General features: G+C 34.2%; 20 protein-coding genes. 18 read left to right on the top strand and 2 right to left on the bottom strand.

Features of this window, described 5'->3' with window-relative positions:
• Positions 1 to 6: 6 nt before the first annotated feature.
• The 12 genes from Q5760_RS15305 (at position 7) to helD (ending at position 11,543) form a co-directional block, all read left to right on the top strand.
• The gene (locus Q5760_RS15305; RefSeq protein WP_428908500.1) at positions 7 to 795 is read left to right on the top strand and encodes a 2-keto-4-pentenoate hydratase; all 789 of its coding nucleotides are present in this window, start codon (positions 7 to 9) and stop codon (positions 793 to 795) included.
• Positions 796 to 821: 26 nt separating this feature from the next.
• Positions 822 to 1,013, top strand: coding sequence for a 4-oxalocrotonate tautomerase (locus Q5760_RS15300; RefSeq protein WP_428908499.1), 192 nt, complete (start codon positions 822 to 824; stop codon positions 1,011 to 1,013).
• Between the two features lie 147 nt (positions 1,014 to 1,160).
• The gene (locus tag Q5760_RS15295) at positions 1,161 to 1,796 is read left to right on the top strand and encodes a branched-chain amino acid aminotransferase (RefSeq protein WP_428908498.1); all 636 of its coding nucleotides are present in this window, start codon (positions 1,161 to 1,163) and stop codon (positions 1,794 to 1,796) included.
• Positions 1,797 to 2,305: 509 nt separating this feature from the next.
• The gene (locus Q5760_RS15290; protein ID WP_428908497.1) at positions 2,306 to 3,226 is read left to right on the top strand and encodes a catechol 2,3-dioxygenase; all 921 of its coding nucleotides are present in this window, start codon (positions 2,306 to 2,308) and stop codon (positions 3,224 to 3,226) included.
• 160 nt (positions 3,227 to 3,386) lie between these two features.
• Positions 3,387 to 3,656: a 2Fe-2S iron-sulfur cluster-binding protein gene (locus Q5760_RS15285; protein ID WP_428908496.1), complete on the top strand. Its 270-nt coding sequence runs from the start codon at positions 3,387 to 3,389 to the stop codon at positions 3,654 to 3,656.
• A 20-nt stretch (positions 3,657 to 3,676) separates the two neighbouring features.
• Positions 3,677 to 5,074: a PucR family transcriptional regulator gene (locus Q5760_RS15280; protein ID WP_428908495.1), complete on the top strand. Its 1,398-nt coding sequence runs from the start codon at positions 3,677 to 3,679 to the stop codon at positions 5,072 to 5,074.
• Positions 5,075 to 5,224: 150 nt separating this feature from the next.
• Complete coding sequence (locus Q5760_RS15275; protein ID WP_428908494.1) at positions 5,225 to 5,959, top strand: AzlC family ABC transporter permease; 735 nt, start codon at positions 5,225 to 5,227, stop codon at positions 5,957 to 5,959.
• A complete protein-coding gene (locus tag Q5760_RS15270; protein WP_428908493.1) occupies positions 5,950 to 6,279 on the top strand; it encodes an AzlD domain-containing protein in 330 nt (109 codons plus the stop codon). Before Q5760_RS15275 ends, Q5760_RS15270 begins: the two co-directional genes overlap by 10 nt.
• A gap of 302 nt (positions 6,280 to 6,581) precedes the next feature.
• Positions 6,582 to 6,782, top strand: a complete 201-nt coding sequence (locus tag Q5760_RS15265) for a cold-shock protein (protein WP_428908492.1) — start codon at positions 6,582 to 6,584, stop codon at positions 6,780 to 6,782.
• Between the two features lie 132 nt (positions 6,783 to 6,914).
• Positions 6,915 to 8,795: a selenocysteine-specific translation elongation factor gene (gene selB, locus Q5760_RS15260; RefSeq protein ID WP_428908491.1), complete on the top strand. Its 1,881-nt coding sequence runs from the start codon at positions 6,915 to 6,917 to the stop codon at positions 8,793 to 8,795.
• A 146-nt stretch (positions 8,796 to 8,941) separates the two neighbouring features.
• A complete protein-coding gene (locus Q5760_RS15255; protein WP_428908490.1) occupies positions 8,942 to 9,175 on the top strand; it encodes a hypothetical protein in 234 nt (77 codons plus the stop codon).
• 37 nt (positions 9,176 to 9,212) lie between these two features.
• Entirely contained in the window at positions 9,213 to 11,543 is a 2,331-nt protein-coding gene (gene helD / locus Q5760_RS15250; RefSeq protein WP_428908489.1) for an RNA polymerase recycling motor HelD, read from the top strand.
• 47 nt (positions 11,544 to 11,590) lie between these two features.
• Here helD and Q5760_RS15245 read toward each other — a convergent pair whose 3' ends face one another.
• Positions 11,591 to 13,147 carry an ABC-F family ATP-binding cassette domain-containing protein gene (locus Q5760_RS15245; RefSeq protein WP_428908488.1) on the bottom strand — a complete coding sequence of 519 codons (1,557 nt, stop codon included), beginning with the start codon at positions 13,145 to 13,147 and terminating at the stop codon, positions 11,591 to 11,593.
• 286 nt (positions 13,148 to 13,433) lie between these two features.
• On the opposite strand from Q5760_RS15245, the gene Q5760_RS15240 reads away from it, so the two are divergent.
• The 6 genes from Q5760_RS15240 (at position 13,434) to Q5760_RS15215 (ending at position 19,584) form a co-directional block, all read left to right on the top strand.
• Positions 13,434 to 14,354 (top strand): VOC family protein, encoded by a 921-nt coding sequence (locus Q5760_RS15240; RefSeq protein WP_428908487.1) that lies wholly within the window; start codon positions 13,434 to 13,436, stop codon positions 14,352 to 14,354.
• A gap of 42 nt (positions 14,355 to 14,396) precedes the next feature.
• Entirely contained in the window at positions 14,397 to 15,434 is a 1,038-nt protein-coding gene (locus tag Q5760_RS15235) for an amidohydrolase family protein (protein WP_428908486.1), read from the top strand.
• A 352-nt stretch (positions 15,435 to 15,786) separates the two neighbouring features.
• A complete protein-coding gene (locus Q5760_RS15230; protein WP_428908485.1) occupies positions 15,787 to 16,794 on the top strand; it encodes a TRAP transporter substrate-binding protein in 1,008 nt (335 codons plus the stop codon).
• A gap of 192 nt (positions 16,795 to 16,986) precedes the next feature.
• Positions 16,987 to 17,775, top strand: coding sequence for an SDR family NAD(P)-dependent oxidoreductase (locus Q5760_RS15225; RefSeq protein ID WP_428908484.1), 789 nt, complete (start codon positions 16,987 to 16,989; stop codon positions 17,773 to 17,775).
• Positions 17,776 to 17,803: 28 nt separating this feature from the next.
• Positions 17,804 to 18,301: a TRAP transporter small permease gene (locus Q5760_RS15220; protein WP_428908483.1), complete on the top strand. Its 498-nt coding sequence runs from the start codon at positions 17,804 to 17,806 to the stop codon at positions 18,299 to 18,301.
• On the top strand, positions 18,298 to 19,584 hold the full coding sequence (locus Q5760_RS15215) for a TRAP transporter large permease (protein WP_428908482.1): 1,287 nt from the start codon (positions 18,298 to 18,300) through the stop codon (positions 19,582 to 19,584). The genes Q5760_RS15220 and Q5760_RS15215 overlap by 4 nt, the downstream gene beginning before the upstream one ends.
• Positions 19,585 to 19,681: 97 nt before the next feature.
• On the opposite strand, the gene Q5760_RS15210 is transcribed toward Q5760_RS15215, so the two are convergent.
• On the bottom strand, positions 19,682 to 20,593 hold the full coding sequence (locus Q5760_RS15210) for a LysR family transcriptional regulator (protein ID WP_428908481.1): 912 nt from the start codon (positions 20,591 to 20,593) through the stop codon (positions 19,682 to 19,684).
• Between the last annotated feature and the right edge of the window lie 131 nt (positions 20,594 to 20,724).

The following is a 20,724-nucleotide window of genomic DNA, read 5'->3' as shown; positions in this document are numbered from 1 at the left end:
ACTTGAATGTCTAACGAAATTATTAAACAAATAAAAGACTATTTAGTAGCAGCAGAAGTTGAAAAACGTGAAGTAGTAAAAGTAACTTCAACGATTAAACCAGATTTAACAGTTGAAGAAGCTTATCAAGCTCAAGAATTATTAGTTCAAACAAAATTAGATGAAGGTCATAGAATTGTTGGACCTAAAATGGGCTTAACAAGTAAAGCGAAATGGGATCAAATGGGAGTTTCTGAGCCTATTTATGGTTATGTATTTGATTATATGTTAGTTGATAATGGTGGAGTTGTTCCATTCCAAATACACCCAAAAGTAGAAGCTGAAATTGCATTCCTTATCGGTGAAGATATCGAAGGTCCTGGAATTACAGGTGCTCAAGTATTGGCTAAAACTGAGTATGTATTACCAGCAATTGAAGTAATCGACAGCCGTTATGAAAACTTTAACTTTACACATACAGATGTTATTGCTGACAATGCTTCAACTTCAAGAGTAGTATTCGGTAATACTTTAAGAAAACCAAGTGATCTTGAACTTGACTTAGTTGGTGCGACTTTATCTGTGAATGGTCAAATTAAAGACCTTGGGGCAGGTGCTGCGGTATTAGGACATCCAGCTAATGCGATTGCTGTTCTTGCTAATATGCTTGCTAGAAAAGGTCAAAAAATTAAAAAAGGCGATCTGATTCTATCAGGTGCTTTAACAGGTGCTATTTTAGTAAATGTTGGCGACTTTGTTAGCGCGAAATTTGATGGTTTAGGTGAAGTTACATTTACTATTGGCGAAAGAGATTAATTCTTTAAAAGAAAGGAGATATCATTATGCCATTAATTCAAATTAATATCATGGAAGGTAGACCACCTGAGAAAGTTAAAGCATTAATTGAAAATGTAACGGATACGGTTGCTGAAACATTGGATGCACCTAAGCAAAATGTTCGTGTACTCGTAACTGAAATGCCAAAAACTCACTGGGGAATTGCAGGGGTTCCGGCATCTGAAACAAGAAAATAAGTTAAAATGACAAAATACCTGATATGTGACAAATTTTTAATGATGAATTTGTACATATACAGGTATTTTTTTTTGGAAATGTTTGCATTTATAATCATAAACCATCAAAATAGGGATGATTGAGATTTTAATAAAAGGATGAGTTTAATGTTAAAGAATGAATTGAAAAAATACATAGAAAAGCAGCTTACCAATCAAAAACCATTAGATGCAACAGATGCGTTTCAAATCGAACTTTATGAGATGGAAAAAGAATTCTTGGAGCAACATCCTACCATTCTTCAGGAATTGGAGAAAAAGGTAGAGATCGTTGGAAAAGATCCAATGATGAGATTTCAAGAAGTTTATATCGAGAAATGTAATAAAGAAACAGATGAATTGATAGCAGAAGAATCATTCACTTTTCTAGATCAGCATATTGATTATTTTCTCCATCATATAGAAGAGTTTATGTATCTTGAGTCTCCATGGTTTGAGATCATTGGAGTCGATGCAATCAGCTTTGAGGTAGATAGCGTTTTTAAAACATATGATATGATGTTAGGGTTAAAACTGCAAAAGAAACATGAGAAATCCATAAAAATCTTTTTGTCGACAAATTTAGGTGGTGACCATGCAACGTTTGATTTAATGTTCAATAGTAATGAAGGAATTTGGGAGCTGAATTTTTCAATCAATCATCTCCAGGAATTTAACGAAAATTGGACAATTGGAGACGCGTATTTGGCTGCATACCAAATCATATTCCGTTTAAGAGAATATGTCGAAGAAGGAGTCGAATAAATTATTAACTTTCATGTTGTAAGATAATTACATTTTAGAGTTGAGGTCTTAAGAATTTTTGGGCGCTCAACTTTTTTAGGTTGTAGATTTCTATTGGAATTCACTTTAAGCTTAGCCAACATGATATTTCGTGCCGATGGTGTCTCTACTGTATAAGTGTCAATCGTATAAGAGCAAATTGTTTTGATTTTGTAGGCATAAAGACGAACCTTTTTAAAATTTATTAGTGTATAAAACCAACAGCAAATGACTAAATTTATATGGTTTTCAAACAGTTCATGTTATTGAAAAAGAATAATGAAAACGCTATCATTAAAAATAGATATAGAAGTATTTCAAATCTTTTATAAAGAATTGAAAGGAATTAGGGTGAAATATAGGTTATTTAGTAGAGTAGTATATTTGGGAGGATATATTATTTTCTAATAATTATTATATTGTAAATTGCTCTAATGGTTATATCAACGCAATTGGGATTAGAATTCTAGTAAAAATAAGGGGTGTTATTCATGAATGGAAATGGTATTGAAAGAGTTGGGCGTATTCAATTAAGAGCATTCGACTTTGAAAGGTCTGTAGACTACTACACTAATATTTTAGGGTTAGATATTACGGGTAGGGATGAAAGTCGAGTTTATTTAAAAGCTTGGGATGAATGGGATCATCATAGTGTTATACTAGAAAAGTCTGATTCTGCCGGGATGGACCATATTGCATTTAAAGTAACAAATAACGATGCTTTAGATAGATTAGAACGGAAAATAGAACAATTTGGGTGCACAGTAACAAGGGTTTCAAATCGTTCTCGTATCGGGGAGGGAGAAGCGATTCGCTTTATTCTTCCGACAGGTCATAGCTTTGAATTATATTATGATATTGATTATGTAGGAGTACCAACAGGAAGATTAAATCCACATCCATGGCCAGATGGACTAAGAGGGATTTCCCCACATCGACTAGATCACGCGTTATTATCGGGTGACGATGTAAAAACAACAACTAGATTATTTACCGAAGCATTAGGGTTTGTTCAAACTGAGAAAGTAGTAAGTATAGACGGAGAAGAATTAATTGCAAGTTTCTTATCAACATCGATGACAGGTCATGATGTCGCTTTTATAAAAGGACCTGATGCTAAACTACACCATGTAGGTTTCTATTTAAGCAATTGGTATGAAATTTTAAAAGCCTCTGATATTTTATCACGAAATGAAGTCGAAATTGAAGTGACTCCTACCCGTCATGGAATCACTAGGGGAGAAACGATTTATTTCTATGATCCTTCTGGAAATAGAAATGAAGTGTATACCGGAGGATACGCCGTATATTCTGATTTTCCAACGATTACATGGACAGAAGATAAGTTGGGGACCGGAATCTTCTATCATCGACGTCAATTGAATGAGACATTCTCAACCGTATTCTCTTAATAAAGTGCATTTTTCAATATAGATAATAGAATGTATGTAGGAAATAGGCTGTTTGCTCTCGATACAAGCAAAACAGCTTTTTTTCAATTCGTTTTGAAATTTGTCACATTTTAGCGAAAAAATAATAAATTCTATGAATTTATTGAAGGAAGTGAGAAAAATGTTTCGAATAAGTATAGATAATGAGGAAAGTTTTTTATGCTCTGAAAACCAAACATTACTTGAAGCGGCACGTTCGCAAATGGTTAAAGTTCCATATGCATGTACAAGAGGTGGCTGTGGATTTTGTAAGGCAAAAGTAATGGAAGGGGCTTTTAGATTGGACATATATGCAAAGAGTGCTTTATCTGATGAGGAAGTAGAGAAGAAAATTATTCTCTTATGCAAGACATATGCTGAAAGTGATTTACAACTAACAATGAATTTATAAAAATGTTGGAGGTCTAGTGAATGGTCACCACCCCGAGTTTACTTAAAAAGACCTATCAAGGAGATACCAAACATAATGGTCAATGTTCTATTAAAAATGAACAATTATTTACACAAGAAACAACTGCCAGCAATCAAACAGAACGGCCTTATCAACAGTTACTAGACAAATACGAACAGTTATTAATGGTTAATGAGGTAGAACAAAAGCTAATGGAGGAAGTTTTAAGAGGTGTTTCTTTAAAGAATATTGTTACCAAACTATATCAAACGACACAATATCCTTGGGTCATTCATAATGTTCATGGACATCCAATCTTGTCAATTGGAATTGAAACGCTTTCCAAAGGTTTAACATCTGATATTTTATATCAATATATAACGAACCATTCGATTTATTCATCTTCTCAAACGATACAAACAATTAAACGAAACCAAGAACAGTTTTTATTTTTGACAAACCCTTTCTTTTTAAATGAGAAAAGGGTAGGCTATTGTTCCATTATTCTTAAGGACGAGTCCAGTATTGATATGGCTATGTTATTGCTTGAAAAGGTTTCCCTCGTTTGTTCTCTATGCTCTTTATATGAAAAAACAAAGATTGATTCATCAGAACAATTAAAGAGTTTCTTTTTAAGAGATATTATTAATGGGCAAATTATTTCAGAGGGAGAAATGATTACAAAAGCAGGCTTGTTTCACTTTGATTTAAGAAAGCCTTTTTATATTTGTGTTTTAGGATATCATTTTAACCGGAATGATTTTCAAAATGAGATTACATTCGCTAAGGAAATGATCGATTGTATAAAATATTTTAATAAGCAAGAAAAAGTACAGATGCTGATCAATCATGAAGATTACCATATTAATTTATTTGTCAATGAACATTTTCAACAACATCAGGATAAACATTCCTTTTTTACCAAAATGATTCATTATTTGTCTTCGCGTTTTCCAGGTTCACATTTTTATTTAGGTGTAAGTAAAAGGGCTGAATCTATATTAAGTGCTCAAGATGCTTATAATGAGGCTAATATGGCTAAACGAATGATTACTTCTCGCAAACAGGTTGTATATTATGAATCATTAGGAATGATTGGGACTTTAATTAATGAAAAAAATGAACAATCTGTAAGAAAAATGGCAAAAACCATGCTAGGGAATATCGAGGTGAATCATCCTAAAAATATGGATTTAGTGAGAACGTTGTATTTCTTTTTAGTAAACGGTGGAAATTTAGAAAAAACCGCAGAAGACCTATCATTGTCAATTAGCGGTTTACGCTATAGAGTTCATAAAATCGAGGACCTTTTACATGAAGATCTTCGAAATCCTGTTTTTAGCTGTCAACTCTTAATGGCCATACAAGGTTTAATTTTGTTAGGGGATTTAGACATTAACAATATTCTAGATTATTAATAAGAGAAAAGCAGAAGTTCTATGAAGGTAATAGAGCTTCTGCTTTTCTCTTTGTATTGTATTCTATTATTTCATCGTAATATGATAATATTAAAAAGGTATATTTATGCATGGGGATTCTTCTTATGATTATGGAAGGGGGGAGTTTGGATGAGACAGAAGAGTCTTGAGTTGAATCCCAAAATGATCCCAAATGAAGAGGAAAGTTTTTGGCAAGGTGTAAAGGATTGTGTGCCAACCTTATTAGGATACTTAAGCATTGGGTTTGCTGCAGGGGTTGTGGAAAAAACAGCGGGACTAAGCATCATGGAAATTACACTAATGAGCTTACTATTATATGCGGGTTCAGGACAATTTATTGCTGCTGGGATGATAGCGGCGAGTAACCCCGTTTCTGCCATTATATTTACGGTGTTCTTTATTAATTTACGCCATCTCCTAATAAGTGCAGCTATTGCACCATACTTTCACCATCTTTCAGCACGGAAGAATTTCATTGTTGGTTCTTTATTAACCGATGAAACCTTTGGGGTTGCCATTAATCATCTTCAAAATAAAAAACAAGCTAGTTATAAATGGATGCTTGGTTTAAATATAACGGCTTATTTAAACTGGTTTATTGCAAATATTGCAGGAGGATTTTTAGGTCAATGGATCCCAAATCCAGAAGCCTTTGGACTTGATTTTGCCTTGCCTGGGATGTTTATTGGATTATTAGTTATTCAAATACTTAGTCAAAAGAAGTATTTCGTCGATATTATGGTAGCAATAAGTGCTGCGGTGATAGTAGTAATCGTAAGCTACTTTTCTTCAGGCAGTGCTGGTGTTATGATTGCGACGATTTTGGCATCAACGATAGGGATGGTGATTGAAAGATGGAGATAAGATGGAGTATTTTGATCATTATCATTGGTTGTGCACTTGTAACGTTAATTCCTCGAATTTTACCATTAATGGTTTTAAGTCAAATGGAACTACCCAAGTGGCTTATTCGATGGTTAAAACATGTTCCAGTAGCTGTAATGGCAGCTTTATTAGCTCAGGAACTGCTCTTAGCTGATCAAACTTTTTCCATTACAGAAAATATGATTAAAATAGTAGCTGCGATCCCTGCATTTGTCATAGCGATTTTTACAAAAAGTTTACTTGGGACCGTTGTAGTAGGTGTGATTACGATGATGTTTCTAAGATTTGGATTATTTTAAGAGAAATCAAGCAAATCTATCATCATCCATGGTAGATTTGTTTGATAATAACGATACCAACGCTTAGTGAGAAAGGGTTTACAACGTTAATCTAACAAGGTTTATAGATTCATGGATTCATTGACATTTAGAGTTGAACATGTTAAATTTTAATTAACCGTTATGCATCATGTTCGATTTTGCATGCTGCTTATTCCTAAATGTTTTTCAGGTTTGGAAGAGTGATGAAAGAATGCTATTAACAATGTAAATGGTAAAATTTTTAATGACTATCTATAGTCAACAAGTAGGAGGATTTTTACATGAAAACTGGTAAGGTAAAATGGTTTAACGCAGAAAAAGGTTTCGGATTTATCGAAGCTGAAGATGGAAACGATGTATTTGTACATTACTCTGCAATCCAATCTGAAGGTTTCAAAACATTGGAAGAAGGTCAAGAAGTCTCTTTTGAAGTGGTTGAAGGAGCTCGTGGACCACAAGCATCTAACGTTACAAAATTGTAATATTATCAAAGTTTAAAGCCCAACCGAATAGGTTGGGCTTATTTAAGTTAATTACCCTACAAATAAAGCAAAGAGTTAAGCGTAAATGATTATGCTATAATAGGAGCAAAAGAATACAAGCAGGTGATTTAAGTGAACAAACGTTATTTCACAATAGGAATGGCAGGTCATATCGATCATGGAAAAACGACTTTAACAAAAGCGTTAACTAATGTGGATACAGATCGATTGAAAGAAGAAAAAGCTCGGCAAATATCAATTGAACTTGGATTCGCTCCATTATATGAAGATGATGAAATACAAATTTCAGTTATAGATGTTCCCGGACACGAACGATTTATCCGTCAAATGATTGCGGGTGTAGCAGGAATCGACCTCGTAGTCCTTGTTGTAGCAGCAGATGAGGGAGTAATGCCCCAAACAAGGGAGCATCTAGAAATATTAAAATTTCTTGGAGTGAAGAGCGGAATCGTGGCGATCACGAAAATGGATCGAGTGGATGAAGAGTTTATCGAACTAGTAAAGGAAGATATTTTTACTGAATTAAAAGGTTCCGTATTTGAAGCTTCCCCCTATGTATTAGTGGACAGTATTTCGTTAAAAGGAATAGAAGAATTAAAGACATTAATTATAGATACCTTAAAGGCTCAAGAGATGCGTGATGTACATGGTTCCTTCCGGCTTCCAATCGACCAGGTTTTTACAGTGAAAGGACAGGGGACTGTTGTCCGTGGGACGGTATACGAGGGTCATGTGAAAGAAGGTCAATCACTCAAAGTATTACCAAAAGGACTTAATGTCAGGACAAGACAAATACAAGTTCACCATCATAATGAGTCTGAGGCATTTGCAGGGCAAAGAGCAGCTATTAATTTAACAGGTGTTTCAAAGGAAGAATTAGAACGGGGAGATGTTCTTGTTTCATCAGAACATTTTATTGTAACGAAAACGATTGATGTGGCTATTCATGTTGTAAGTGATTTAGATTATATCGTAAAACAAAGGATGCCGATTAAATGCCATATTGGCACAGCTGAGGTAATGGGAAAAATTGTTTTCTTTGATCGGAATGAAATTGAGTCTGAGAATGATGAAATTCTATGTCAACTTCGACTTGATGAAGAAATTGTCACCAAGCGGGGAGATCGCTTTATCGTAAGAAGACCAAGCCCACAAGAAACAATTGGAGGGGGCTGGGTTATTGAACCCCGTGGTGAAAAATATAAATTTGGTTACCGTACCATTGAGGAATTAGAGAAAAAGAAAGTAGGGACTCCAACTGAGCGGGTAACTGCTGCATTAGTGGAAGAAAAAAGCCTTTCTCTATCAGAATTATTAACGATTACAGCACTAGATGAACATATAATTGTAGAGGAACTGTCTAAAGAAGATTTTATTCAATTTAATAAAAATCAATATACGTTACGTTCTCTTCTAGAAACTTTACAAGAAGAATTTACGGATAAAATTTCATTTTTCCATACTCAGAATCCAATGAAATTAGGAATGAATAAAGCGGAACTTTTTCATCACCTCGAAAAAGATTTTCCAAAGAATTTGCTTGAATTCGTACTTCAAACTTCAATAGACGAAGGATTATTAAAGCGAAAAGATCAATTTATCGCCATACCTGCATTTATTCCACATGTACCTGATAATTGGCAAAAGAGAACCGATAATATGCTTGCTAAACTTCGAGCAGACGGACATGATGTTCAACATTTAGTAGATTATTTTAAAGCTGAAGGAATTCCAGAGCATTTACGTAATGATATCAAACATTTTTTGGAAGGTCAGGAGTTCATAATCGCACTAGACGAGCAATTCTATTGGAATGGAGATGTATTTAAACAAGCAGTAGATCAATTACGTGCAGGAACCGATTCGGAATTTGAAATTAAACAAGCAAAAGAAATTTTAGGCTTATCTCGGAAGTTAATGATTCCATTCTTAGAAAAATTAGATAAAGTAGGCTTTACTAAACGTGTAGAAAATAAAAGAATATGGTTATAAGAAATAATATTGAAAATAGAAGCTTATGTAACGTAAGCTTCTATTTTTATATAGAGGAGAACTATTTGATACAATGATCAAAGATCGTTATAATTTGGATAAGTAAAGACAGAAATTTCTAATCAATGGGTAAAGGAGATATTAAAATGAGCAATTGTCAATTAGATCATAGCCACGAAGATGTACTAAAAAAATATCAATCGCAAAAAGAATTTTTACCAAATGAAATGGTACCATTGTTTAATCAGTTTTTTGCCAAAGAACATACTCAATTGGTTTTAAATGAAATGTTTCATTTGCTTAAGAAGTACGATCTATCATCAAAAGATGAAAAAGAACAAAGGAATCAACAGATACTAACATTATTAAATAATATGTAATCATCTTAATAAAAGTGGTTTTACAGGTGGGGTGTTTGTGATCGAAGAACATGAAGAGCGGCATAAAGAACAAAACCGTGTAGATCAAGTTATAGAAGTTATTAAGTTCTGGTTTCAACGTTTGCAAACACAAGGTAGTGGTGTGCAATCAGATACTTTGGAGTTGAGAAAAACGTTTTGGCAGGATGTTACTGTTAATCTTGACGAACCTGATGATGTAATCGAAACATTTACAAGTATTAAGCAACAGGCTGAATTACTATCAGAACGGGAAAGAAGTCAAGAGCAAATTCATAAACGTTTAAAAACACTAGCAAGACTAAAAGACTCTCCTTATTTTGGGCGGATTGATTTTCAAGAAAAAGGTGAGGATCAATCTGAATCAGTTTATTTAGGGATTGCATCTTTAATGGATGAAAAGGAAGAACAATTTTTAATTTATGATTGGAGAGCCCCTATTTCTAGTGCTTATTATGATTTTGCACCAGGTCCTGCTTTCTACGAAACCCCTGAAGGAAAAATTGAAGGGGAAGTTGAACTTAAACGACAATTTATTATCAGAAATGGGAAGATCGTCAGTTTGTTTGATACAGGAATCACGATTGGGGATGAACTTCTTCAAGAGGTTTTAGGTTCGAACGCAAGTACACAGATGAAAAGCATTGTTGCTACGATTCAAAAAGAGCAAAATCAAATTATTCGAAATGAAAATAGCAAATTACTCGTCGTTCAAGGAGTCGCAGGAAGTGGAAAAACTTCTGCTGCCTTGCAGAGGGTTGCATATTTACTTTATCGTTATCGCGATACGTTATCATCAGAAAATATGATGTTATTCTCACCAAATCCTTTATTTAATAGTTATGTATCAACCGTTTTACCTGAATTAGGTGAAGAAAACTTAAAGCAGACGACCTTTCAAGAGTACTTAAATCATCATCTAGGGCATGTATATAAATTAGAGGATTCATTTTCACAGCTGGAATATTTACTTCAGGATAATGGTTCAACCATATATAATATTAGGGTTGAAGCGATTCGCTTTAAAGGGAGTATATTATTTAAAGAATATATCGATCATTTCCTCGACTCGTTACATTTAGGTGGACTTTATTTTAAAGATATTGTTTTTCGGGGGGAAATTATTCTTTCGAAAATGGATATTTTGAATCATTTTTATACTTTAGATGAATCGATGTCAATCCCAAATCGAATGAACATTCTTACAGAATGGATGATTAATAATCTAAGAAAACAGGCAAAAAGGGAACAAAAAAAAGCTTGGGTAGAGGAAGAAATTCAATACTTAGAGAAAGAAGACTATTTAAAGGCGTTTCAATCGATAAAGAAAAACCCTAAAAATGGTGACCTATCATTCGATGATTTTGAACAAGAGGAAAAATACTTAATCAAATATATAATAAATCGTGAAATGAAACCTCTAATGCGAAGTGTAAAAAAACTGCAATTCATTGATATGAAAAAGATTTATAGTCAATTATTTATTGAACCGTCGACCATCATAGGTAAGCTACCATCTGAATGGAAGAAAATTTGTCAATTGACATTAGGGTTTCTGCAAAAAAATATTCTTACGTATGAAGACGCAACGCCATTTTTATATTTGAAGGATAAAATAGAAGGAAAAAAAGTAGATTTAAGCTTACGTCATGTATTCATCGATGAAGCTCAAGATTACTCCCTCTTTCAGTACGCTTATATAAAGGAAACATTTCCATCTAGTAAAATGACATTACTTGGTGATATGAACCAAGCTATTTTTTTACATTCGAAAGAAATGTCTGATATCTTTGACATCAAATCTGATATTGAAAAAGAAACCATTGTTTTAAATAAAAGCTACCGTTCAACAAAACAAATTGTTGAATTTACTAGAGGTTTAGTGAAGAACGGGGAAGACATTATTCCATTTAATCGGAATGGTCGAAAACCAATCGTAACAAAAGTAAATGATGAACAACAGTTAAATCTGGAAATTTATAATCTGGTTAATGAATTAAAAGAAAAAGGTTATAAGACCATTGCTATTATTGGTAAAACAGCAAATGAAACAGAAAAAGCCTATAAAGCATTATTTAAATATCTAGAAGGTTCTCTTATGGAAAAAGGTTCCGTACAATATGAGCAAGGAATTGTTTATATTCCTGCCTATTTGGCAAAGGGAATTGAGTTTGACGCTGTGGTGATGTACAATACATCGCAACAGAATTTTGGAAGAGAGATGGAACGGGAGCTTTTCTATACGGCTTGTACTCGGGCGATGCATGAACTACATCTGTTTTCGATTGGGGAAGAAAGTATATTTATTACAAGTCAACCAAAAGAAACATATGAAGTTATAACACATTAAGAAGAACGGAAAGGGACCTTGTTAAAGCAAGGTCCCTTTATTACCTATTAATGATTCATTTGTTGAGACCATTCTTCAACATTCCAAACCTTCGTAATCCAGCCCTCATAAAATTCAGGCTCATGGCATACAAGTACAACTGTTCCCTTATAGGCTTGTAACGCTCGTTTTAGTTCATCTTTAGCAACAACATCCAAGTGATTGGTTGGTTCGTCAAATAAAAGCCAGTTACTTTCATTCATTAATAATTTACATAGGCGAACCTTTGCTTGCTCACCACCACTTAATTGATTAAGTGGGCGTGAGATATGTTCATTTTTTAATCCGCAGCGAGCAAGTGCTGCACGAACTTGATGTTGATCAAGGCTAGGAAATGCATTCCAAACATCTTCAATGGGAGTAATGTTCTCTGCTTTGATTTCTTGTTCAAAATAAGAAGGATATAAGAAATCCCCACGTTCAATTTTTCCGCTTAACGGTGGAATTTTCCCTAGCATGGTTTTAAGCAAGGTGGATTTTCCAACGCCATTACAGCCGACAATGGCAATTTTTTCGCCGCGTTCAATCGTCATCGACATTTTCGGGAGTAGTGGGTTTGTGTATCCAATTTCAAAATCTTTTCCTTCAAATACATAACGACTGCTGCCTCGAGCTTCTTTAAATTCAAATGTAGGCTTGATCGCCGTCTCTGGTCGATCGATTCGTTCAAGTCGATCAAGTTGTTTTTGACGTGACTTTGCGCGTCCAGTCGTTGAATAGCGAGCTTTATTTTTTGCAATAAAGTCTTCTTGTTTTTTGATGAATTCTTTTTGTTTCTCATAGGCTTGAATATGCTGATTTTTATTAATTTCTGCAAGTTCAAGGAACTTCTCATAGCTTGCTGTGTAGCGAGATAGCTTAGAGAATTCAAGATGAAAGATGACATTTGAGATTTGATTCATAAATTCAGTATCATGGGAAATCAATATAAAAGCATATGGATAATCCTTTAAGTAGGAGGTCAACCAACGAATATGCTCTTCATCTAAATGGTTGGTAGGCTCATCGAGAAGCAGGACTTGAGGTTGTTCAAGTAGTAATTTAGCTAATAACACTTTTGTTCGCTGTCCACCACTCAAAGCCGCAACATCACGATCAAGCCCAATCGCATCAAGACCAAGTCCGCGTGCTGCTTCCTCAATTTTGATATCTAGTGTATAAAATCCACCGGCATCAAGGCGATCTTGAATCTCACCCATTCTTTCAAGTAACTTTTCTAACTCCTCAGGTGTTGCCTCTGCCATTTTAGCTGTCACTTGATTTAATTCATTTTCCTGTTCGTATAAAGGAAGAAATGCATCTTTTAATATATCTCGAATGGTCTTTCCACGTGTTAACACGGTATGTTGATCAAGATATCCATACTTAACATTGGGTGTCCATTCGACCTTACCCGAATCATGTATTAATTGTTTTGTAATGATGTTCATTAAAGTAGATTTTCCGACTCCATTGGCACCAACAAGACCAACGTGATCTTCGGCAAGTAAACGAAATGAAACATCTTTAAATAGTGTTCGATCACCAAATGTATGACTTAAATTTTCAACAGTTAATAAACTCATTCAATAATTCCTCACTTCAATAAAAAATACCCAATGTTTATCATACAAGATTTTAAAAAATTTAACTACAGTAATATTTTAGTAGTTAAATAGTGAATGATCATGCGTTAGAAAGAAAACGCTTTTATTAGTATTTTTTTGGCGATTTTCACATAATCTAAAATTTTTTTTAGATTGTTGTATAATATTCAAAAAATATATAATTAGACAATTTTCATTATTTACGGTAAATTAAAACTATAAGATTAAAATTATTCTAAAATACAAACGTCGGGGAGGATGCAATATGATTCGATACAATAAATTGGGGTATCTTGTTCTAAGCGTTACAGATCTTGAAAAATCTTTAGATTTCTATGTGAACACAGTAGGAATGCAATTTGTAGAACGTGATGATGAAAACGTATACTTAAGAAGTAGTTATGATCATCATAATTTAATCTTACAAGAGGGTCCTGAACCAGGACTAAGAAGAGTTGGTTGGGAACTTGAGAAGTCTTCTCAATTCCAAGATGTTTTTAATTATTTAACGGATAAGGGGTTAAATCCTGTTGAATTAAGTGATAAAGAAGCACAAAAATTAGCACAAGGTAGAACATTACGCTTTAAAGACCCATATGTGGGCGTGACATATGAATTTTATGTTGAAATGATGCAACTTGGTTTACCATACAAACCAACAAATGGTCTGGAAATTGAAGAATTATTACACGTAGTTTATGAGTCTCCTCATTTGGAAGAAATCACAGATTTCTTTGTTAATACGTTAAACTTCAAGGTTTCTGATTTCTCTGGAAGAGAAACAAACTTCGCATGGCTAAGAGCATTTCCAAACAAATGGCACCATACATTTGCCGTTACAAAAGGACCTGAAAATAAGTTAAATCATATCGCGTTTAAAGTTAGCCGGGTAGATGATATCGGTATTCAAGTGAATCGTCTAAATGATCAAGGTGTGCCTATTTACTTTGGACCAGGTAGACATCACCCATCTGGAAGTATTTTCCTATATTATTCAGATCCAGATGGCATTGCAATCGAGTATAGCCAAGGCATGGAAGCATTCCCTGAAGAAGGTGCGAGAGAACCACGTCGCCTAGAGCCAAGCAAGGAAACAATTGATGAGTGGGGCGGAACTCCTCAACCAGAATTTGGTAAAACAGGTAAGTTATTATCTGATGACTCGGTTGAACCAGTTAAAAACTAATTAGTTATAAATAGAAATCATTGCAATAGAGGAGGAAACATCTTGTCAAATGAAAGACCACTTCGTGTAGATTTCCATGCACATATTATTCCAGAAAATTTTCCAAACTTAGAAGAAAAATATGGTGATAATCGCTTTCCCACTTTAAAACACACTTGTGATTGTGGTGCGGAAATTTATAAAGATGGAAAATCATTCCGTAAAATTGAAGATAATGCTTGGGATCCGGAAAAACGTATTGCTCAAATGGATGAAGAAGGAATCGACGTTCAAGTGCTATCTCCAATTCCAGTAACGTTCACTTATTGGGCTGATGCAGAAAAATGCCTTGAATTATCAAAAGCACAGAATGATTTTATTGCATCTGTTGTAGCTCAATATCCAACACGTTTTGTTGGGCTAGGAACGGTTCCGTTACAAGATGCTGACTTGGCTATTGCTGAAATGGAAAGAGCGATCAATGAATTAGGTTTAAAAGGGATTGAGATCGGTAGTAATGCAAACGGCAAAACTTTAGATGATCCTGAAATTCTAAGATTTATAGAGGCCGCTGCAAAAATGGATGTACCGATTTTCGTTCATCCATGGGCTACTGTTGGTGTTGAAAGAATGCCAAGACATAATTTTATGTATTCAATTGGTATGCCATCTGAAACAGCACTAGCTGCAGGGAGTTTAATCTTTAGTGGGATTCTAGAAAAGTATCCAAACTTAAAAATTTGTTTCTCTCACGGTGGAGGATCTTTCCCTTATGTTTTAGCTCGTATTGATCAAGCTTGGGAATCATGGCCGCATATTCGAACTACTGAAGAAAAACCAAGTCATTATGCGCAAAAGCTATATTTTGATACACTTGTCTATGATCCAAAAAATCTTCAGTTTATGATTGATAAATTTGGAACAGATAAATTAATTGCTGGATCTGACTACCCATTTGTTTTACGTGAAATTCCTTCTGGAAAGGTAGTCGATTTAATAGAAGGCGTGTCAGCTGAAGATAAGCAAAAAATGCTCGGTGATAACGCTGTTAAGTTTTTAGGTTTAAAGAAAGAAGACTATGTAAAAGAATTAACGAAATAATAGACTAGTAGTAGAGGACTCCTTAATGGAGTTCTCTTTTTGCGTTCCTGAAAACTCGATCAATCAATTAAACTTTATTTTTTTAAAAAAACAAACTTTTTTTTGGTATTTCTAATAGAAATACAAAAAAACTGTTATTTGTATTTCGTGCCTAAGTAAGTTATATTAAAATTACAAAAATTAAATATTCCCAAAATTCTAAACAAATAAACATTATTGTAAAAATCTATTAAATCAGGAATAGAATTTCCAAATTGGAAATTTTAAATAAGAAAAATTTGAAAGGGTGAGCTGGAAGTATTTCGAATGAAGTATTTATAAATATTTTAATAAAAAATGAGGGGGATTATTTATGAAAAAGACAAGAAAAATTTTAAGTTTAGTAGTCGTCATGTTTTTGATCATCTTGGCTGGGTGTGGAGGTGGAAGTTCAACGACCTCAAATGAAAGCGGTGGTCAAACTTATAACTTTAAGTTAACCCATATTACTCAAGAATCACATGCATGGCATTTATTTGCTGAAAAATTTGGAGAAGAATTAAATCAACGTTCTGATGGACGAATGAATTTAGAAATTTTTCCAGCCGCTCAACTAGGACCTGAAAAAGATATGGTACAACAACTTGAAACAGGTTCTTTAGAATTTGCTATTTTAACGGGTCAATATTTAGCCACAAGAGTCCCAGCTTTTGATGCCTGGAATATGCCATTTTTATTTGAAACATTAGAGGATTCTCTTAAAGCAACAGAAACGGAGCCTGCACAAAAAATGCTAGATGAAATTAGTAATCAAGGAATTAAAGGTTTAGGTTATATGTTTGCTGGAAACCACCATTTATTACTAAAGGGTGAGCCTATAAAATCAATGGAAGATTTAAAAGGTAAAAAGGTTCGGATTGCAGGTGGGAAAGCTGTTATTGACTTCTGGACAAAAACAGGAGCAAGTCCGGTTGCAATGGGATTAAATGAAGTTTATCAAGCCTTACAAACGGGAGTTGTTGAAGGGGTATCTGTAGATCCAAGCGGGTTATACACTGAAAAGTTCCAAGAAGTATCAGATTCATATGTTCTAACAAACCAAATGGCATTCCCTGGAGCAGTCGTGATGAGTTCAACTGTTTATGAGCAATTATCTCCAGAAGATCAACAAATTGTTGAAGAGGCTGTAGCAGCTGCTGAAGAATGGGGTAAAAAAGAATTGCTACGCTTGGATAAAGAAAATCTTGAGCTACTTAGAAATGAATTAGAAGTTGTTGAACTCGAGGATCGTGGAAGTTTTGATAAGTTGAGAAATGAAATCTATGAAGAATACTCTAGCGATCCATTAATTAAAGAATTTATTGAAGAAAATAAGAAGTAAAATTTTTATAAGAATTTCTTTTAGATTTTGATATTGAACTGACCTTTCATTTTGGGTGTAAGAAACCGCTTGCGAGCAATTGGACATTACTAGAAATGTTAGCGGTTTTCTTGCACCTTTATGGGAAGTTGAATACTAGTTTTATAGATTACAAATAAGGTTATTTTTTCCCAAGGGATGGAGGTATTATGAATGTCAGGCAAAATGAGGGGGAAGGTCGTTTTAATAACAGGAGCTGCTGGTGGTCTTGGTTTAGCTACTGCAATCCTCCTATCAAATGAAAAAGCAAAAACAATCATTATGACAGACATCAATGAAGAAGTTCTAAACCAAACAGCAAAAGAAGTTGCACAAATGGGAATGTCTGAAATAATGACGTATAAACTAGATGTTTCAAACGAAGGAGATTGGAAAAAGCTGATTAGTCAACTTGAAGGAAGAATTGATCGTCTTGATGTACTAATTAACAATGCAGGAATTAATAAACGGGACACTATTGAGAACTGTCAGTTAGAGGATTGGAATCGAATTATTGCAGTCAACCAAACAGGTGTATTTTTAGGGATGAAGTATTGTTTGGATTTATTAAAGAGAGCTAAAAAATCCTCAATCATTAATCTATCGTCAATTACTGGTTTAACAGGATATTTTGCTGCAGCTTACACAGCTAGTAAATGGGCTGTAAGAGGAATGACAAAAACAGCTGCTATGGAATTTGGGAAATGGGGAATACGAGTCAATTCAGTTCACCCAGGTTTTGTTTGGACACCATTAAACGAATCGATTAGTAACTTGGTTGTATCTTCACAAAAATTAACAGCATTAGAAAGAGCAGGAGAACCTCTTGAAGTTTCTAATGCAATTTTATTCTTGGCTTCAGATGACTCTTCTTTTGTAACAGGTGCTGAGATTGTTGTTGATGGGGGTTTAACTTCAGGAGGACACGTCAAAACACTGGCAAAAGAATTCGATATATATTGAGAACTAGAAACGTTAGGAGTGTGATGATATGAAAATTATTTCTATAATCAGTGACACCATTTTCAAAGTAGAAAAGGTTCTCGCCAATATAATTTTAGCAATCATGGTTCTATCTTTATTTTTAGGCGTTGTTACCCGCTATATCTTTAATGCACCACTTGTTTGGACAGGTGAGGTGACCCTTTATACACTCGCATGGGTTACTTTTATTGGCGGTAGTATGAGTATTAAAACAAATCAAGCGGTTGCCGTAACTTTATTGACTGATTATTTAAGAGGGATGACAAAAAAGGCAATTGTATCAATTGGGCTATTAATATGTGTTCTTTTTACAGGATTATTATCTTATTATTCTATTCAATGGATTAGCAATCCAACAATCTTATTGCAAAAATCAGATGCATTACAACTACCAATGATTATTCCATACTTAAGTGTCCCCGTTGGGATCGTGTTTATGCTTATTCATAGTATTAATATTTTTGTAACCTATTTAATAACACCAGTAGAGGAGGGAACTAGATGAGCATAATTGTGTTGTTAATATTTATCCTCTTATTATTATTGAGGGTGCCGATTTCATTGGTACTAGGCATAACTAGTTTTGTTTTCTTACTGGTGAGTAATAATACGGGAATGCTCATTAATGCACCGCAACGGTTATATTCTTCCTTAGAAAACTATGGTTTAGTAGCGATCCCGTTATTTATGCTTGCGGGTGAGTTAATGAACTCTGGTGGAATTACGATTCGCTTAGTAAAATTTGCTCAAAGCTTTGTTGGTCATTTCCGTGGCGGACTTGCATATGTAAATATTCTTGCTAATACGTTCTTAGCTGCAATCATTGGTTCTGCCGCAGCACAAATAGCCATGATGAGTAAAATCATGGTTCCAGCAATGGAAAAAGAAGGTTATAAGAGAGAATTTGGTGCAGCAACTACAGCAGCAGCTGGGATGCTAGGTCCGATTATTCCTCCAAGTATGTTGTTTATCATTTATGGGGTAAGCTCTGGTACTTCAATTGGAGATATGTTCATGGCTGGGATTATTCCAGGAATTTTAATCTCTATATCATTTGTTGTATTGATCGCCTACATTGGCTATAAAGAACAATGGCAGTCTTCTGAAAAAATTCTATGGAAAGAACGAGGCGTCTCATTTGTAAAAGTTTTACCGGCATTATTAGTACCAGGAATCATCATTTGGGGTATTGTAACAGGAGCTTTTACTCCAACGGAATCAGCTGGAATTGCCTGTGTTATCGCAATTTTAATCGGATTTTTGTTCTATCGTGAATTAAAATGGAGAGAATTGCCCAAAGTCATGATAAATACAGCAATATCAACTGCGATTGTCACCTTACTAATCTCGATGGCAAATTTATTCGGAATGGTCCTAACATTCGAAAGGATTCCGCAATTGATTGCGGAATGGATGACGTCAGTTACAAGCAGTCCGCTTGTATTCCTCTTGATTGTTAATGTCTTCTTCTTATTGCTTGGAATGTTAATTGAAGGAATAGCGATACTAATCATATTAACACCTATATTTGCACCATTACTTCCACAATTTGGAATTGATCCGATTCATTTTGGTGTCATTATCTGTTTGAACGTAACGATAGGTATTTTAACACCGCCAGTAGGCTCTGGATTATTTTTAGCATCATCATTAGGAAATGTTAAGTTGGAATCCTTAGTAAAAGCCATTTGGCCGTTTGTCGTCGTTTCCATCATTGTTTTATTCTTAATTACGTATATTCCAGAATTGGTTCTATATATTCCGTCATTATTTGCAGCTAATTCATAAATAGTATTATTAGACATTCTCATTCTGAGTTTCGGAAATCTCTTAATTCAAAATGATGGATGTCTTTTTATTCAATGAAATGTTGTGAATGAGAGGTTTAAGTCTTAGATTCAAATTTTTCAGGTAATAATCGATGTAAAGTATCCTTAATAATTCTAAGTGTTTGTTTTAGATTATCCAGTTTAGGTGATTCTTTTTTATATATGGCTGTCACATTATATGTTAATTGATTTGAATCTGCAAAGGGGATTACAGCCAAATCATTGTGAATGGTTTCAAATTCATGACCTAAGGCAAGTTCCGGCATAATCGAAAATCCCCAATTATTTTTCACCATTGACTTTACCATTTCAAAACTTCCCACTTCAATTCGATGTAGATTTTCGACTCCTATTAAAAGCTCATCGATTTGGATGGCAATTGGAGTATGTCTGCGATAACAGACTTGTGTTTGACCAATGAGATCGTCATTTTTAATTTCCTTTCTTTGCGAAAGGGGGTGATCTTTTCCCACCACAAAGATTAGCTTTTCACTAAAAAAGTGATTGAATTCAAGGTTTGAAATGGGGATGATGTCCCGAACTATCCCAATATCAATCTTTCCTTCAAAAATCATACGGGATATTTGGTAGGAGTCTTCTGCTTCAAATAAATCGAATGTCAGGATTGTCCTTTCTTGAAGAATGTCAAGTATTTCTAGGACAATCGAAACTGAAATTCCCGGAGCTATTCCAATTGTGATACTTGGCAACTTTAGTTGGTCAATTGTTTTCTTTGCTTCATTCATATAGTTAACAATTTTTTTTGCAAATGGAAGCAATGCGTTTCCTTCATCAGTCAATAAAATTTTTTTTCCTTCTCTATAAATTAGTTTGCAATCAAGTTCAAGTTCAAGCTTTTGAATACGAGCGGTTATAGCTGGCTGAGTTAAATTTAAGTACTCAGCAGCCTTTGAATAATTGTTAAATTCATTTACGGTAATAAAAGTAAGTAGTTGGTCACTATCCAAATTTCTCCACCCCGATTCAAATAAGCTTAATCATACATTTATGATTGTAGGAAAGTATGATTTAATATAAGTTTAATATTATGATAATATTGAATAGAAAAATTATCAAATGCTAGGATAATAAATGAAAA

Source organism: Niallia sp. Kr1, assembly GCF_050389805.1.
Taxonomy (GTDB): domain Bacteria; phylum Bacillota; class Bacilli; order Bacillales; family Cytobacillaceae; genus Bacillus_BD.
This window is presented reverse-complemented; position numbering and strand designations above follow the sequence as displayed.